General features: G+C 67.5%; 11 protein-coding genes and 1 tRNA gene. 3 read left to right on the top strand and 9 right to left on the bottom strand.

Annotated features, from left to right (window positions below):
• Positions 1-266 precede the first annotated feature (266 nt).
• A complete protein-coding gene (locus GVV86_RS11245; RefSeq protein WP_159802853.1) occupies positions 267-590 on the top strand; it encodes an ArsR/SmtB family transcription factor in 324 nt (107 codons plus the stop codon).
• On the opposite strand, the gene GVV86_RS11240 is transcribed toward GVV86_RS11245, so the two are convergent.
• A complete protein-coding gene (locus GVV86_RS11240) occupies positions 544-1,041 on the bottom strand; it encodes a hypothetical protein (protein ID WP_201291436.1) in 498 nt (165 codons plus the stop codon). The two genes, GVV86_RS11245 and GVV86_RS11240, sit on opposite strands and share 47 nt — an antisense overlap.
• Positions 1,042-1,359: 318 nt before the next feature.
• On the opposite strand from GVV86_RS11240, the gene GVV86_RS18970 reads away from it, so the two are divergent.
• Entirely contained in the window at positions 1,360-1,608 is a 249-nt protein-coding gene (locus tag GVV86_RS18970; RefSeq protein WP_159802852.1) for a winged helix-turn-helix domain-containing protein, read from the top strand.
• A 341-nt stretch (positions 1,609-1,949) separates the two neighbouring features.
• Here GVV86_RS18970 and GVV86_RS11230 read toward each other — a convergent pair whose 3' ends face one another.
• Together GVV86_RS11230 and GVV86_RS11225 are read right to left on the bottom strand one after the other, a co-directional pair.
• Positions 1,950-3,080 (bottom strand): tyrosine-type recombinase/integrase, encoded by a 1,131-nt coding sequence (locus GVV86_RS11230; RefSeq protein ID WP_159802851.1) that lies wholly within the window; start codon positions 3,078-3,080, stop codon positions 1,950-1,952.
• A gap of 86 nt (positions 3,081-3,166) precedes the next feature.
• Positions 3,167-3,248, bottom strand: a tRNA-Leu gene (locus GVV86_RS11225).
• 145 nt (positions 3,249-3,393) lie between these two features.
• Here GVV86_RS11225 and GVV86_RS11220 point away from each other — a divergent pair.
• A complete protein-coding gene (locus tag GVV86_RS11220; protein ID WP_159802850.1) occupies positions 3,394-3,996 on the top strand; it encodes an ANTAR domain-containing response regulator in 603 nt (200 codons plus the stop codon).
• Positions 3,997-4,101: 105 nt separating this feature from the next.
• Here GVV86_RS11220 and pyk read toward each other — a convergent pair whose 3' ends face one another.
• The 6 genes from pyk to trpB all read right to left on the bottom strand — a co-directional run bounded on the left by pyk (position 4,102) and on the right by trpB (position 15,266).
• Positions 4,102-5,595, bottom strand: a complete 1,494-nt coding sequence (gene pyk / locus GVV86_RS11215; protein WP_159802849.1) for a pyruvate kinase — start codon at positions 5,593-5,595, stop codon at positions 4,102-4,104.
• A 36-nt stretch (positions 5,596-5,631) separates the two neighbouring features.
• Positions 5,632-7,101: a glutamate synthase subunit beta gene (locus tag GVV86_RS11210; protein WP_159802848.1), complete on the bottom strand. Its 1,470-nt coding sequence runs from the start codon at positions 7,099-7,101 to the stop codon at positions 5,632-5,634.
• Entirely contained in the window at positions 7,094-11,728 is a 4,635-nt protein-coding gene (gltB, locus tag GVV86_RS11205; RefSeq protein ID WP_159802847.1) for a glutamate synthase large subunit, read from the bottom strand. The genes GVV86_RS11210 and gltB overlap by 8 nt, the downstream gene beginning before the upstream one ends.
• 234 nt (positions 11,729-11,962) lie before the next feature.
• The gene (lgt, locus tag GVV86_RS11200) at positions 11,963-13,108 is read right to left on the bottom strand and encodes a prolipoprotein diacylglyceryl transferase (RefSeq protein ID WP_159802846.1); all 1,146 of its coding nucleotides are present in this window, start codon (positions 13,106-13,108) and stop codon (positions 11,963-11,965) included.
• A complete protein-coding gene (trpA, locus tag GVV86_RS11195; RefSeq protein WP_159619157.1) occupies positions 13,105-13,908 on the bottom strand; it encodes a tryptophan synthase subunit alpha in 804 nt (267 codons plus the stop codon). The genes lgt and trpA overlap by 4 nt, the downstream gene beginning before the upstream one ends.
• Positions 13,905-15,266, bottom strand: coding sequence for a tryptophan synthase subunit beta (gene trpB / locus GVV86_RS11190; protein WP_159619159.1), 1,362 nt, complete (start codon positions 15,264-15,266; stop codon positions 13,905-13,907). Before trpB ends, trpA begins: the two co-directional genes overlap by 4 nt.
• Positions 15,267-15,299: the final 33 nt, after the last annotated feature.

Here is a 15,299-nt window from a genome sequence, read left to right as displayed (position 1 = left end):
TGCAGCGAGATATCAATATTTGCTATGGAGGGCTGATCTGGTGGTTTTTGACTCGCTCTGGCTTCGACTCGCATGGTGTTCACCGCTTTAACTAAACGATTCCGATAAATTTCAGCGTCGCCACGAGCAACGCCCGAAGAGTGGCGGCACCAACTGCGGCCGGCCACTGCCGTGAGAACGCTATGCAACCTATTGTCGAGAATACTTTAAGTATCGTCAAGACTGCCGGTCTTACTTTTTTCGGATCGTTCGGCCAGAATGGATCCATGCCTAGGATCACGCAGCCTCACGACGACGCTTGGTCGAGTGACGTCGAAGCCGCTGTTGCGACGTTTGGCAACAGGTCACGGAATGAGATCCTCCGCTACCTTTCGTCGCACGGTCCGGCGACCCGCGGTGACATTGTGGCAGCAGTGAGCGCCGGTGAGCCGAGCGTGGCCAAACACCTGCTTGCACTCGAGGAAACCGGCGCCATCGCGGTGGACCTCGAGCCCGGCCGACGGCACGGGCGGTCACCGCGCTATTCGGCCAATCCCACGCGGATCAAGGAGTTGCTGGCGGCCCATCTTGAGTATCTTCTGGAGGACTAGCTGCACCCTTGTCCGCTCCAGGATGGCGATCAATGTCCAGGTTAAGGTATTCAGTGATGGCTTTCAGGGTTTCCGGGGAGACATCCCCCAACGTCCGCGCGGCGAAGGTTTTCACTCTGGCAGCACGGAGGGCCTTCACGAACTCGAGTTGCGAATCGATTCGCTGGGGTAGATCGGCGCTGTCGCCGGCCAGATACGAGGGGTCGACGTTGAAGATGTTGCACAGCTCTGCCAAGAGCACCGGATCGCTAACCAGGCGCCCAGTACCCTCCTTCATATAAAACCAGCGCGCGCGGGACAACTTGATTCCCCTCCCGTCGAGCTCGGCCTGGACCTCACGGAAGGTCACAGGCCTGCCACGTTCGGCAGCCACGACATCAAGCAACAGATTGAGACGACGAGCCAACTGGGCCTGAGGGGGCAACTGGTCCCCGCGGTCTGTCTCGTCCATTCTCACTGTCCCCCTCTCGATGTCATTCGGGCCGAAAGCCTGGTCAGGCGCCACGACTCCCTTCCGCCCCAGTATCGCGGGAGTAGTCCGACGCGGCAATCGACTGCCTGGTCTGAAGGCTTAGGGAAAGCATTAGGACAAGCTCGGCCACATCACTGACTTCGCTGATCTGCGGTTGGTTTTCTATAGGCCCATGTCCGATCCCCTCGAGACTTCACTTACGCGCTGCGGTCTTCCAACACCAGATTATCCGGAGTACCCTTCGACTGTAGACCCGTCTACAAGGCCCTCGTTCCCCGTTCCGAGTTGTGAGCTCCCATGTCGAGCATCTTGATGAATCAAACGCGAAGCCGAGTCGTTCGCTTCCTGCTCAGGAACGGGCCCTCCACTTGTGGCCAAATCAGCCATGGACTATCTGCCTCGCCCTCGGCCATCCGCAGGCAGCTCGGCCTGCTCCGCGATGCCGGACTGGTGCAGCACTCATCGCCTCGGTTTAGTGCATCCGCCGAACAGGTTCGGCTTCATACCGCGGCCCTGGAAGCCAGCTTCCACGTCATGCCGCACTGATTCCCGGGTGCCATGAACTGGGGTAGGACTAGCGTGGACCGTCACCGCAGAATCACGGAGGGATCGGACAGGGCCATGAAACTAAAGTTCTTTGAACCAGCCGAGGCCGCCAGCATTCTGAAGTGTTCCGAGGCGTGGCTCAGAGACGGGGCCGCCAGACGTGAGTTCCCACACGCTGTCTGGGGCAAGGGGAAGATCATCTTCACCTCTGCCCACCTCAGGGAGATTGCAGCGTTACGGGAAGTCCGGACCAGTGGCCCTACGGCGCAGTCCGTCCGGGTGATCGGGACACGAGCGCAGGGCCGCAGCATCTCTTCTTAGACTAGCCCTCCGCCCATGCGCTACCCCCGCCACACAACGGCGGAACGCTCGACGGCGTCGGCGGCATCCTGGAGCGCCTGCGGCATCAGGTGCCCGTACACCTGCTCCGTTGTTCGGGTGGATGCGTGCCCCAGGCGGCGGGAGACAGTGAAGAGCGGTACGCCGTCCTGGATCAGCCAGGACGCATGGGTGTGGCGCAGGTCGTGAATCCGGGGTGACTTCTTAAGGCCACGGGCCTGGGCCTCGGCTACTGCGGGAATCCAGTAGTGGTGCCAGTACAGCTTGTGAATGACACGCTCGCCCTTGGGCGTAGTGAACAGGAGATCCGACCCTGGTCGGCTGGCCACCAGCGGGATTAGGACTTCCACCAGATGAGGATTGAGAGAAACTGTCCTCTTCCCGGCGCCGGTCTTGGTGGCACCGATGTAGTACTCGGACTCGGACCCGCGCTTCCAGGCCTTGTTGATCCGCATGGTTGCCGGCCGGGACATCAAATCAACATCCGCAACAGTCACCGCCGTGGCCTCACCAAAACGGGTTCCGGTCATGACCAGGAATTCTGTGAAGGCTTTGTATCGCTCCCCCATGCACTCCAGGATCAGACCGAACTCCGCATGGGTGAGGAACCTGGCCTCGTCCTCAGCCTTTTCGCCTGACGGCAACTGCACGCCCCGACAAGGATTGTCCTTCCGGTACCCAAGACGAACCGCAGTTTCCATTGCGGAGAAGATCAGTCCGTGGTTGTTCTTGATGGTCTTAGCCGAACGTCCTTTGGTCTGCATCGTCTTGATCCAGTAGGTCAAATGCCGGTAATCGAGCTTGTCCACTGGGATATGCCCGATCACGTCCGCGATGTGCAGGTTCAGCATGGACTGATACGTGTCGATCGTGCCAACGGAAGGCCGGACCAGAAGGCCAATATGCTCCTGAATCACCGCCGCTACGGTGGGAGCCTTTGTCTGATTGGTCACCATCGCATGCTGGGCAATTTCGAAGGACTGGTTATTGGCGTCGAGCAGCCGCTTCAGAGTGATTGCTTCGGATTCCGAGGGCAGCGTGATGCCCTGTTCCGTGCGGCTGACCGGATCCCGCCAGCACACCATGAAGGACGTCGATCCATCCTTCTTCGTGCGTTTCCGGATGCTGGCCATAGGAAAAATGCTACGCCGCTGTCCACACTTTCGGGCCTTTTGTCCACACTTGCTGCTGAAAAAGCCCCTGACCTGCGGGAATACGGTGCCCGAAGTGGGACTCGAACCCACACACCTTTCGATACTGCATTTTGAGTGCAGCGCGTCTGCCAATTCCGCCATTCGGGCCTCTACCACGCCCGGCAGACCCCCATTCGAGGGAGTCACATATTCATCGGTGCGCGAAACAACTCTACATGCCGATAGGCTGGATCGGAGAACCGGTTGGGACGCCTCCGACCGGTCGGTACGAAGTAGTAGCCAAGGAGCAACCGTGTCTGAATCAAAGGAATCGCCCGCCTCACGTCCCGCCCGACGGGTCGTCGTCGCAGAGGATGAGACATTGATCCGGCTCGACATCGTGGAGATCCTGCAGGGCGAAGGCTACGAGGTGGTGGCAGAGGCCGACAACGGCGAGAAGGCCGTGGCGCTCGCCAAGGAACACAAGCCGGATCTGGTGCTCATGGACGTCAAGATGCCGGTCATGGATGGCATCACCGCGGCGGAGCAGATCGCCAAGGCGCGCATCGCCCCCGTCGTGCTGCTGACCGCGTTCAGCCAGAAGGAACTCGTTGAGCGGGCCCGTGAGGCCGGCGCCATGGCCTACGTGGTCAAGCCGTTCACCCCGGCGGACCTCATGCCGGCCATCGAGATCGCCGTGTCCCGCTATGATGAGATCCGTGCGCTCGAGAACGAGGTGTCGGACCTGCAGGAGCAGTTCGCCACCCGCAAGCTGGTGGAGCGCGCCAAGAGCCTGCTCACCACGAAGATGGGCCTGACCGAACCCGAGGCCTTCCGTTGGATCCAGAAGACCTCGATGGACCGCCGCCTGAGCATGCGCGAGGTCGCCGAGACGATCATCAACCAGGTCAACTGACCCGGCCCGGATCTGCCGGCCCTCCAACGACGCAGAACGACCTGCGACGCAGAAGGACCCCGCCCACCGGGCGGGGTCCTTCCGTTTTTACCGGGTCAGGCGGCTTTATTTCTTGCCCTTGACCGGCCAGGGGCCGACCTTCTCCTTGCTGGGCGAGGTGTGGTCGTCGGGGCGCTGCCCGGCGTCGGTGATGTCGCCGACACGGTGCACCTTGATCGAATTGGTCGACCCCGCCTGTCCGGGAGGAGACCCGGCAGCGATGACCACCAGGTCGTCGACCTCGACGAGACCGGATTCAAAGAGGGTCCGGTCAACCTGCGCGGTCATCTCGTCGGTGTGGGCGACGAACTCGACGAGCAGCGGCTGGATGCCCCAGATGAGCGACATGGTATTCAGCGTCGACTGGACCGGCGTGAAGGCGATCATCGGCTTCTTCGGGCGGAGCCGGGAGAGCCGGCGCGCGGAGTCGCCGGACTGCGTGAAGGTGCAGATGTACTTGGCGTCCAGCTGGTCGGCGATCTCGACGGCGGCACGCGTGATGGCGCCGCCGCGGGTCCTGGGCTTGCTGCCCAAGGCGGGAACGCGCTCGAGGCCGTGCTGCTCGGTGGACTCGATGATGTCGTTCATGATCTTCACGGTTTCCATCGGGTACTTGCCCACGCTCGTCTCACCCGAGAGCATGACGGCGTCCGCGCCGTCGAGCACCGCGTTGGCGCAGTCGGAGGCCTCCGCGCGGGTGGGGCGGGGGTTGTCGATCATCGACTCGAGCACCTGCGTGGCGACGATGACCGGCTTGGCCCAGCGGCGGGCCAGTTCGATGGCGCGCTTCTGGACGATCGGCACCTCCTGCAGCGGCAGTTCGACGCCCAGATCTCCGCGTGCCACCATGATGGCGTCGAAGGCGTCGATGATCTCCTCGAGGGCCTCGACGGCCTGCGGCTTCTCGATCTTCGCGATGACCGGAACGCGCCGCCCTTCCTCGTCCATGATCTCGTGGACCCGGTTGACGTCGGAGGCGTTGCGGACGAAGGACAGGGCGACCATGTCGACGCCGGTCTGGATGGCCCAGCGCAGGTCGTCCTCGTCCTTTTCGCTCAGGGCCGGCACGTTGACGGCAACGCCGGGCAGGTTGATGCCCTTGTTATTCGAGACCATGCCGCCGACGACGACCTCGGTGACCACCTTGACGTCGTCAACGGCGGTGGCCCGCAGCGAGACCTTCCCGTCGTCGATGAGCAGCAGGTCCCCGACGTTGACGTCCTGCGGGAGGCCCTTGAACGTGGTGGAGGAAATTTCCTGGGTGCCCAGGATGTCCTCGGTGGTGATGGTGAACACATCTCCGCGCGACAGCGCGTGCGGGCCGTCCGAGAACCGCCCGAGGCGGATCTTGGGGCCCTGGAGGTCGGCGAAGATACCGACCGGCTTGCCGAGCTCGGCCGAGGCCTTCCGGACGTTTTCGTAGGTCTTGGCGTGGACTTCGTAGTCCCCGTGGCTCATGTTCATCCGGGCCACGTCCACCCCGGCCTCAAGCACAGCGAGAGTGTTCTCATAGCTGGCAATAGCCGGACCGAATGTTGCAACAATTTTCGCGCGTCTCATAAAACCTAGCCTAGTCGTGATTTGGGGGGTCGAATGTCAGGGGCGCTCTAAAATGAGCGTGATGGAGCGGTCGGTGGGGGCCACCGGCGCCGGGAGGCGCGTCGAGCCCATGAGCCACTGATCGACGGCGGCGGCGCAGGCGCGCCCCTCGGCGATGGCCCACACGATCAGCGACTGCCCGCGGCCGGCGTCGCCCGCGGCGAAGACGCCGGGGGTGTTCGTCATGTAGTACCCGTCCCGTGCGACGTTGCCGCGCTCGTCGAACGCCGCGTCCACCTGCTCGGTGAGTCCCGCCGGTTCGGGGCCGGTGAACCCGAGGGAGAGGAAGACGAGGTCCGCCGGGATTTCCCGTTCGGTGCCGGCCTTCGCGCGGCGGCGCCCGTCGACGACTTCGGTCTCGGCGACCCGCAGGGCCGTCAGCTTCCCGTTCTCGCCCAGGAACTCCACGGTCGAGGCGAGGTAGGTGCGCTCCCCGCCCTCCTCGTGGGCGCTGGCCACCTCGAAGAGGTTCGGGAAGGTCGGCCAGGGCTGGTCCGGCCGCCGCTCGGAGGGCGGCTGCTGCCCGATGGCGAGGGTGGTGACGGAGGCCGCCTTCTGGCGGTGGGCGGTGCCCAGGCAGTCGGCACCGGTGTCGCCGCCGCCGAGGATGACGACGTGCCTGCCCTCGGCGGAGATCTGGTTGTCGACGGTTTCCCCGGCCACCACCCGGTTGGCCTGCACCAGGTAGTCCATGGCGAAGTGCACGCCCTGGAGCTCCCGGCCCGGGATGGGCAGGTCGCGGGGCACGGTGGCCCCGGTGGCGACGACGACGGCGTCGTACCGGCGCCGCAGCTGGTCCCAGCTGATGTCCCGGCCCACGTCGACGCCGGTGCGAAACCGGGTGCCCTCGGCCCGCATCTGGTCGAGGCGACGCTCGAGGTGGATCTTCTCCATCTTGAAGTCGGGGATGCCGTAGCGCAGCAGCCCGCCGACGCGGTCGTCGCGCTCGTAGACGGCCACGGTGTGCCCGGCGCGGGTGAGCTGCTGGGCTGCGGCGAGGCCGGCGGGGCCGGAGCCGACGACGGCGATGGTGCGCCCGGTCAGGCGCTCGGGAGGGTGCGGCTCCACCATGCCTTCGGCAAAGGCGAGGTCGGCGATCGACACCTCGACCTGTTTGATGGTGACGGCTGGCTGGTTGATGCCCAGCACGCACGAGGCCTCGCACGGGGCAGGGCAGAGCCGGCCGGTGAACTCGGGAAAGTTGTTGGTGGCGTGGAGGCGCTCGACGGCCTCCCGGCCCTTGTCCCGGTAGACCAGGTCGTTCCACTCCGGGATCAGGTTCCCGAGCGGGCAGCCCTGGTGGCAGAACGGGATGCCGCAGTCCATGCAGCGCCCGGCCTGGCTCTTGAGCACCCCCTTCTCCTGCGCCTCGTAGACCTCCTTCCAGTCCATGATGCGCACCGGAACGGGGCGGCGGGGCTGGGTCTCGCGGTCGCGTACCTTCAGAAATCCACGTGGGTCAGCCACCGGTTACCTCCAGGATCTTGGTCCATACTTCTTCGCCGTCGGGGTCGAGCCCCTGCTGGACGGCGCTTGCCCTGGCATCGAGGACGGCGGCGTAGTCGCGGGGCAGCACCTTAGTGAGGCGCCCGACGGTTTCGTCGAAGCGCTCCAGCAGGCTCGCCGCGAGGGCGGACTCGGTCTCCTCGGAGTGCTGGATCAGCAGCCGGCGCACGATCTCGATGTCCTCGGCGTCAAGGGGAACGAGCAGCAGTTCCCCGCTGTCGAGGCTCTGCTTGTTCATCCGGGTCCGGTCGAGGTCGAGGACGAAGGCCGTGCCGCCGGACATGCCGGCACCGAAGTTGCGGCCGGTGCGGCCCAGGATGAGGGCCTGGCCGCCGGTCATGTATTCGCAGCCGTGGTCCCCGATGCCTTCGGCCACCGCCGTGGCCCCGGAGTTGCGCACGAGGAACCGCTCCCCCACCTGTCCGCGGAGGAACATCTCGCCGCTGGTGGCGCCGTAGCCGATCACATTGCCGGCGATCACATTGCGGTCGGCGTGGAAGAGGTTGGCCCGGTCCGGGCGGACGATGATCCGGCCGCCGGAGAGGCCCTTACCGACGTAGTCGTTGGAGTCCCCCAGCAGCCGCAGGGTGATCCCGGCGGGCAGAAAGGCGCCCAGGGACTGCCCGGCCTGCCCGGTGAGGGTCACGTCGATGGTGTCGGTGGCCAGGGTGTCGAGGCCGAACCGCCGCGTCACCTCGTGCCCGAGCATGGTGCCCACCGAGCGGTCGGTGTTGACGACGTCCACGGAGATGCGCACCGGTGAGCGGTTGGCTAGAGCCTCGGCGCTCATGCTGATCAGCCGATTGTCGAAGTGCTTGTCCAGCTCGTGGTTCTGGGTGGTGAGGTTCCGCCGCGGGGTGTCCGGGCCGGTTTCGCCGCCGCGCAGAATCGGCTCGAGGTCGAGCCCGTCGGCCTTCCAGTGGTCGAGCGCCTGCTTCAGATCGAGGACCTCGGTGCGGCCGATGGCCTCCTCGAGGGTACGGAAGCCGAGCTCGGCGAGGATTTCGCGGACCTCCTCGGCGATGAACTCGAAGAAGTTCACCACGAACTCCGGCTTGCCGGTGAAGCGGCTGCGCAGCTCGGGGTTCTGCGTCGCGACGCCCACCGGGCAGGTGTCGAGGTGGCACACGCGCATCATGACGCAGCCCGAGACAACCAGCGGCGCGGTGGCGAAGCCGAACTCCTCGCCTCCCAGCAGGGCGGCGATGACGACGTCGCGCCCGGTCTTCAGCTGACCGTCCACCTGCACGACGACCCGGTCGCGCAGCCCGTTGAGCATCAGGGTCTGCTGGGTTTCCGCAAGCCCGAGCTCCCACGGCATTCCGGCGTGCTTCAGGGAGTTCAGCGGGCTGGCGCCGGTGCCGCCGTCGTGGCCGGAGACCAGCACGACGTCGGCCTTGGCCTTGGTGACTCCGGCGGCCACCGTGCCGATGCCGACCTCGGAGACGAGCTTCACGTGCACCCTGGCCGAGGGGTTCGAGCGCTTCAGGTCGTAGATCAGCTGCGCGAGGTCCTCGATGGAGTAGATGTCGTGGTGCGGCGGCGGCGAGATCAGTCCGACGCCCGGCGTCGAGTGCCGGGTCCGGGCGATCCACGGGTAGACCTTCTGGCTCATCAGCTGTCCGCCCTCGCCGGGCTTGGCTCCCTGGGCCATCTTGATCTGGATGTCGTCGGCGTTGGTCAGGTAGAGGCTGGTGACGCCGAACCGGCCGGAGGCCACCTGCTTGATGGCGGAGCGGCGCTCGGGGTCGAGCAGGCGGTCGGTGTCCTCCCCGCCCTCGCCGGTGTTCGACTTCGCCCCGAGCCGGTTCATGGCGATGGCCAGGGTCTCGTGGGCCTCCTTGGAGATGGAGCCGTAGCTCATGGCGCCGGTGGAGAAGCGCTTCACGATGCTCGAGACGGGCTCGACCTCCTCGAGCGGCACCGGCGGGCGTTCCCCGCCGCGCAGCTTCAGCAGCCCGCGCAGGGTCATCAGCTCACGTGACTGGTCATCGACGCCGCGGGTGTAGGTCTTGAAGATGTCGTACCGGCGTTCACGGGTGGCGTGCTGGAGCCGGAACACCGTCTCCGGGTTGAACAGGTGCGGCGGGCCCTCCCGGCGCCATTGGTACTCCCCGCCGTTGTCGAGGCCGCGGTGCGGGTCCTCGATGCCGTCCTCCGGATAGGCCGCGGCGTGGCGTGCTGCGACCTCCGCGGCGATCACGTCGAGTTCGACGCCGCCCAGCTGGGTCTGCGTGCCGTGGAAGTATTCGTCGACGAGCTCCTGCGCGAGTCCGAGCGCCTCGAAGGTCTGCGCGCCGCAGTAGGAGCTCACTGTGGAGATGCCCATCTTCGACATGATCTTCAGGACGCCCTTGCCCAGGCCCTTGATGAGGTTCGCGACGGCCGCCTCGGCGGTGACGCCGGTGATGTCGCCGTTGCGGACCAGTTCCTCGCAGCTTTCCATGGCGAGGTAGGGGTTCACGGCGGAGGCGCCGTAGCCGATGAGGACCGCGACGTGGTGGACCTCGCGCACGTCGCCCGCCTCGACCACCAGGGAGGTCTTGGTGCGGTTGGCGCTGCGCAGCAGGTGGTGGTGGACGGCGCTGGTGAGCAGCAGCGACGGGATGGGCGCCCACTGGGCGTTGGAGTCGCGGTCCGAGAGGACGACGAACTGCACGCCGCGGTTCAGGGCGCTCGAGACCTGCTCGCAGATCTCGGCCAGCCGCGCCCGCAGCGAAGCCTCTCCCCCGTCGTGCCGGTAGAGCCCGCGCACCCGGACGGTGAGGCGGTCCCCGTCGTCGGATTCGAGGTTGGCGATCTTGGCGAGCTCGTCGTTGTTGATCACCGGGAATTTCAGTGCCACCTGCTTCGAGCGGACCTGCCCGGTGGAGAGCAGGTTGCCGTCGGGGCCGATGGACAGGCCCATGGAGGTGACAAGTTCCTCGCGGATGGAGTCAAGGGGCGGGTTGGTCACCTGCGCAAAGGACTGCACGAAATAGTCGAACAGCAGCCGGGGCCGCTTGGAGAGCACCGCCACGGGCGTGTCGGAGCCCATGGCGCCCAGCGGTTCGGCGCCGGTCCTCGCCATCGGCCCGAGCAGGATCCTCAGTTCCTCCTGGGTGTAGCCGAAGGTCCGCTGCCGGCGGTTGATCGAGGCTTTGGTGTGCACGACGTGCTCGCGCTCGGGCAGGTCCTCGAGGGACATCAGGTTCTCGCGCACCCAGTCGGCCCACGGGTTCGCGGCGGCGACCTCGGCCTTGATCTCCTCGTCCTCGATCAGGCGGCCGATCTCGGTGTCCACCAGGAACATCTTGCCCGGGGAGACCCTCCCCTTGCGGACCACGCGCCCGGGGGCGATGTCGACTACGCCCACCTCGGAGGCCAGGACCACGAGGCCGTCCTCCGTGACCCAGTACCGCGCCGGGCGCAGCCCGTTGCGGTCAAGGACGGCCCCGACGAGCCGGCCGTCGGTGAAGGACACGGCGGCCGGTCCGTCCCAGGGCTCCATGAGCATTGAGTGGTACTGGTAGAAGGCCCGGCGGGCGGGGTCCATGGTGGCGTGGTTTTCCCACGCCTCGGGGATCATCATCATGATCGAGTGGGTGATCGGCCGGCCGGAGAGGGTCAGCAGTTCAGCAACCTCGTCGAAGGAGGCCGAATCGGACGCGCCGGGGGTGCAGATCGGGAAGAGCTCCTCGGGCGAGTCCCCCAGCAGCGGGTTCGCGAGCTGCGACTGCCGCGCCCGCATCCAGTTGCGGTTGCCCTTGACGGTGTTGATCTCCCCGTTGTGCGCGATGGTGCGGAACGGCTGGGCCAGCGGCCAGGAGGGGAAGGTGTTGGTGGAGAACCGGGAGTGGACGATGCCGAGCCGGGTCTTGAACCGGGAATCCGACAGGTCGGGGTAGAACGGCTCAAGCTGGGCGGTGGTGAGCATGCCCTTGTAGACCATCGTCTTGGAGGAGAGCGAGGGGAAGTAGACCCCGTACTTGTTCTGGGCCCGCTTGCGCACCCGGAACGCCATGGCGTCGAGGTCGGTGCCGGCGCCGTCGACGGGGGCGAGGAACACCTGCTCGAAGTGGGGCATGCACGCCCGGGCCATGGCGCCGACGAGGTCGGCGACGATGGGCACGACCCGCCAGCCGAGCACGGCCAGCCCTTCGGACGCGGCGATCGACTCGATGCCGGCGCGCGCCGTTTCCTGCTCCTTGTCCTCGGCCGGGAGGAACGCCGTCCCGACGACGTAGGAGCCGGCCGGCGGCAGGTCGAAGTCGACGACGGCGCGGAAGAACTCGTCAGGGACCTGGGTGAGCAGCCCGGCTCCGTCTCCGGTGCCCTCATCGGCGCCCACGGCGCCGCGGTGTTCGAGGTTGCGCAGCGCGGTCAGGGCGGCGTCGACGATGTCGTGGCCGGGTACACCGCGCAGGGTGGCGATGACCGCCAGCCCGCAGGCGTCCTTCTCGTTCTCCGGGTTGTACAGCCCCGAGACCGGCGGAAGCGCGGCGAAACGCTCGAAGGGCGATGGAACGGTGCCGGTCTCCCCGTCGGACGGAGCGGAGCCGGTGGCCTCCCCCGGAACGGGAGCGGTGTTCGGGTGTTCAGCGGTCATTCGAAGAGTCCTTCCCCCAGAATGGAGCGTCGGGAGGGGACGGCCTTGGCCCCAGGGCGCCCACGGGAGCCGGCGGGCGCCGGTAGTTCTTGTTGATCGAGTGTTCCGGGCAGGCGGTGGCGCGGGCGGAGACAGGTGTCGCCGTGCCGCGCTGGCAAGCCGTAGGTAGCGGCGCCGGAGGGGTGGCCCGGCCGGTACCCGGTGAGCCACGTCGGTGTGGTCCGGAAGCGTCCTTTAGGGGCGGTGGCCCGGGGACTGGATTCGGGAGGCCGAGTCCCGTGGCTCCGCCTTCGCGGGGTCCTGCGACTCGAGGGTCACTGAGGAGCCATGTGTTTCCGAAAGATTACCACGGTCATTTTCCGGCGTCGCCGAACCGTCCGCCCCGTGGACATCCGCGTCGTCCGCGGCGCCGGAGGTGCCCTCCGCGTCGGTGGCCTTCGCGTCGGTGGCGGCGTTCGCTCCGGCCGTCCCGTCGCCAACGGCGTCGGCGGCCGGCTCCCGGCCGGGCAGGTACACCGAGGGGGTGCCGGCCCCGCGCAGGCGGCGGCTGAGGTAGACGAGGATGGCCACGGAGACGAGGAACACCACGATGGAGACCCAGACGTTGAGCCGTGCGGTGATCCCGAACAGGGAGATCATCTCGGCGTCGTCGATCCGCAGCGCCTCGATCCAGACCCGTCCGAGCGTGTAGTACGCGGCGTACAGCCAGAACATCCGCCCGCCGCGCAGCCCGAAGCGGCGGTCGGCCAGCAGCAGCAGCGCCAACCCGGCGAGGTTCCACAGGGACTCGTAGAGGAAGGTGGGGTGGAACAGGGTGCCGGGCTCGGCGGAGGCGGGGAACGACGCGTTGTCGGCGTCGATCTCAAGCCCCCACGGCAGGTCGGTCGGCGCGCCGTACAGCTCCTGGTTGAACCAGTTGCCCCAGCGGCCGATGGCCTGGGCGAGCAGCACCCCGGGGGCGGCGGCGTCGGCGAAGGCCGACAGCCGGATCCCCGCCCGGCGGCAGCCGATCCACGCCCCGACGGCGCCGAGGGCCACGGCGCCCCAGATGCCGAGGCCGCCCAGCCAGATCTGGGGAATGAGCGAGAGGTCCCCGTCGGGGCCGAAGTAGGCGTCGGGCGAGGAGAACACGTGGTAAAGCCGGCCGCCGATGATCCCGAAGGGCACGGCCCAGACGGCGACGTCCCAGACGGCCTCGGGCCGGCCGCCGTAGCGGGCGAATCGCTTCTGCGTCAGCCACAGGGCCAGGATGATGCCCAGCAGGATGCACAGGGCGTAAAGGTGGATGGTCAGCGGGCCGAGGCTGAAGCTCGCCCACTCCGCCGGCGGGCTGGGGATCGACGCCGGGACCGGCAGGGGAAGGGCAGAGGCGGCGTTCATGAGGGGTTCTTTCCGGTTCCGGTGCTGAGGTCCTTGCACAGGGCGGCCACGGCGGGCACCCCGCCGTCGCGCAGTGCTGCCACCAGCGCGGTGCCGACGATGACGCCGTCGGCGTAGCGTGCGATCTCCGCGACCTGCGCGGCACTCGAGACGCCCAGGCCGACGCAGACGCGCTCGGCGCCGGCGGCGTGGGCGTCATCGACGACGGCGCGGGCGGCGGCGCCCACGGAGGTGCGCGCGCCGGTGATGCCCATGACCGAGACGCCGTAGACGAAGCCGCGGCTGGCCTCCACGGTGCTGCGCATCCGGGCGGGCGAGGTCGAGGGCGCCACGAGGAACACGCGGTCCAGGCCGAACTCGTCGGAGACGGCCATCCACTCGGCGGCCTCGTCTGGGATCAGGTCCGGGGTGATCAGTCCGGCCCCGCCGGCCTCGGCCAGGCGGGAGGCGAACTCGCGCACGCCCATGCGCATCACTGGGTTCCAGTAGGTCATGACGAGGACCGGGACATCGGTGGCGCTGGTGATGCCGCGGACGACGTCGAAGATCTGGGGCACGGTGAACCCCGCGGCGAGGGCCTGGACGGTGGCGTCCTGGATGACGCGGCCGTCCATGACCGGGTCGGAGTAGGGGATGCCGATCTCGATCAGGTCGACGCCGTTGGCCGCCATGGCCAGGGCTGCCTCAACGGTGGTGGGCACGTCGGGGAACCCGGCGGGCAGGTAGCCGATCAGGGCCGCGCGCCCCTCGGTGCGCGCCTTCTCGACCGCCGCTGCGGCCTTGGAGGACAGGGTCTTCACAGCTGCTCCCCTTCCTGGGCGATTTCCTGCTCGGCGCTGTCGTCGGGCAGCAGGTCGAAGTACTCCGCCGCCGTCGCGACGTCCTTGTCGCCGCGCCCCGAGAGGTTGACGATGATGACCTTGTCGCCCGCCTGTTCGCCGGGGGCGAGGTCCGCGGCCAGGCGCTGGCCGACCTTCAGCGCCCCGGCCAGGGCGTGAGCGGTTTCGATGGCGGGGATGATTCCCTCGGTGCGGCACAGCAGCTGGAACGCGTCCATGGCCTCGCGGTCGGTGACCGGCTCGTAGGAGGCCCGGCCGATGTCCGCGAGGTAGGCGTGCTCGGGGCCCACACCGGGGTAGTCGAGGCCGGCGGAGATGGAGTGGGACTCCATCGTCTGGCCGTACTCGTCCTGCATGAGGTAGGAGCGGGCGCCGTGGAGCACCCCGGGCCGGCCGAGGGTGATGGTGGCGGCGTGGCGGCCGGTGTCGACGCCGTCGCCGCCGGCCTCGAAGCCGTAGAGGCGCACGGAGGGGTCGTCGAGGAAGCCATGGAAGATGCCGATGGCGTTTGACCCGCCGCCGACGCAGGCGCAGACGGCGTCGGGAAGCTTGCCGGTCTGCTTCAGGATCTGCGCGCGGGCCTCCTCGCCGATCACCTCGTGGAAGTAGCGGACCATCGCCGGGAACGGGTGGGCACCGGCGGCGGTGCCGAGCAGGTAGTGCGTGGTGTCGACATTGGCCACCCAGTCACGCAGGGCGTCGTTGATGGCGTCCTTGAGCGTCTGGGAGCCGTTGGTCACGGGGATGACCTCCGCGCCGAGCAGCTGCATGCGGGCCACGTTCAGGGCCTGCCGCCGGGTGTCCTCGGCACCCATGTAGACGACGCATTCGAGTCCGAGGAGGGCGGCCGCGGTGGCGCTGGCGACCCCGTGCTGGCCGGCGCCGGTCTCGGCGATGACGCGGGTCTTGCCCATGCGCTTGGCCAGCAGGGCCTGCCCGAGCACGTTGTTGATCTTGTGGGACCCGGTGTGGTTCAGGTCCTCCCGCTTGAGGAAGACCCGGACGCCGCCGGCGTGGGCGGCGAAGCTCTTCGCCTCGGTCAGCAGCGACGGCCGGCCGGCGTAGGTGGCGTTGAGTTCGGCGACCTGGGCGGTGAACTCTGGGTCGGCCTTGGCCGCCTCGAAGGTCTCCTGCAGCTCGTCGAGGGCGGCGATGAGCGACTCCGGCATCCAGCGTCCGCCGTAGTCCCCGAAGTAGGGTCCGGGCGCGTGGCGCAGGCTCTCCGGACGGCCCTCGTGGCTCAGGAAGGCCGCTGCGGCGTCGCCGTCGATCTGCGCGGCCGGCTCGGATGCCCGGCCGCCGGTGTGCTGGTGTGTCATGAGCTTTCCTGTTCTGGATCCATCGGGGCCGGC

The sequence above is a fragment of the Arthrobacter zhaoguopingii genome (genome assembly GCF_009828595.1).
Classification (GTDB): domain Bacteria; phylum Actinomycetota; class Actinomycetes; order Actinomycetales; family Micrococcaceae; genus Arthrobacter_D; species Arthrobacter_D zhaoguopingii.
Note: the sequence above shows the minus strand (reverse complement) of the source record. Positions and strands in the feature narration are given on the sequence as shown.

Excerpts from the sequence above, each read along its gene's own strand:
- GVV86_RS11230 (WP_159802851.1), bottom strand. The coding sequence starts at position 3,080 with ATGGCCAGCATCCGGAAACGCACGAAGAAGGATGGATCGACGTCCTTC.
- lgt (WP_159802846.1), bottom strand. The coding sequence starts at position 13,108 with ATGAACGCCGCCTCTGCCCTTCCCCTGCCGGTCCCGGCGTCGATCCCC.
- GVV86_RS11240 (WP_201291436.1), bottom strand. The coding sequence starts at position 1,041 with ATGGACGAGACAGACCGCGGGGACCAGTTGCCCCCTCAGGCCCAGTTG.
- trpB (WP_159619159.1), bottom strand. The coding sequence starts at position 15,266 with ATGACACACCAGCACACCGGCGGCCGGGCATCCGAGCCGGCCGCGCAG.
- GVV86_RS18970 (WP_159802852.1), top strand. The coding sequence starts at position 1,360 with ATGTCGAGCATCTTGATGAATCAAACGCGAAGCCGAGTCGTTCGCTTC.
- gltB (WP_159802847.1), bottom strand. The coding sequence starts at position 11,728 with ATGACCGCTGAACACCCGAACACCGCTCCCGTTCCGGGGGAGGCCACC.
- GVV86_RS11245 (WP_159802853.1), top strand. The coding sequence starts at position 267 with ATGCCTAGGATCACGCAGCCTCACGACGACGCTTGGTCGAGTGACGTC.
- pyk (WP_159802849.1), bottom strand. The coding sequence starts at position 5,595 with ATGAGACGCGCGAAAATTGTTGCAACATTCGGTCCGGCTATTGCCAGC.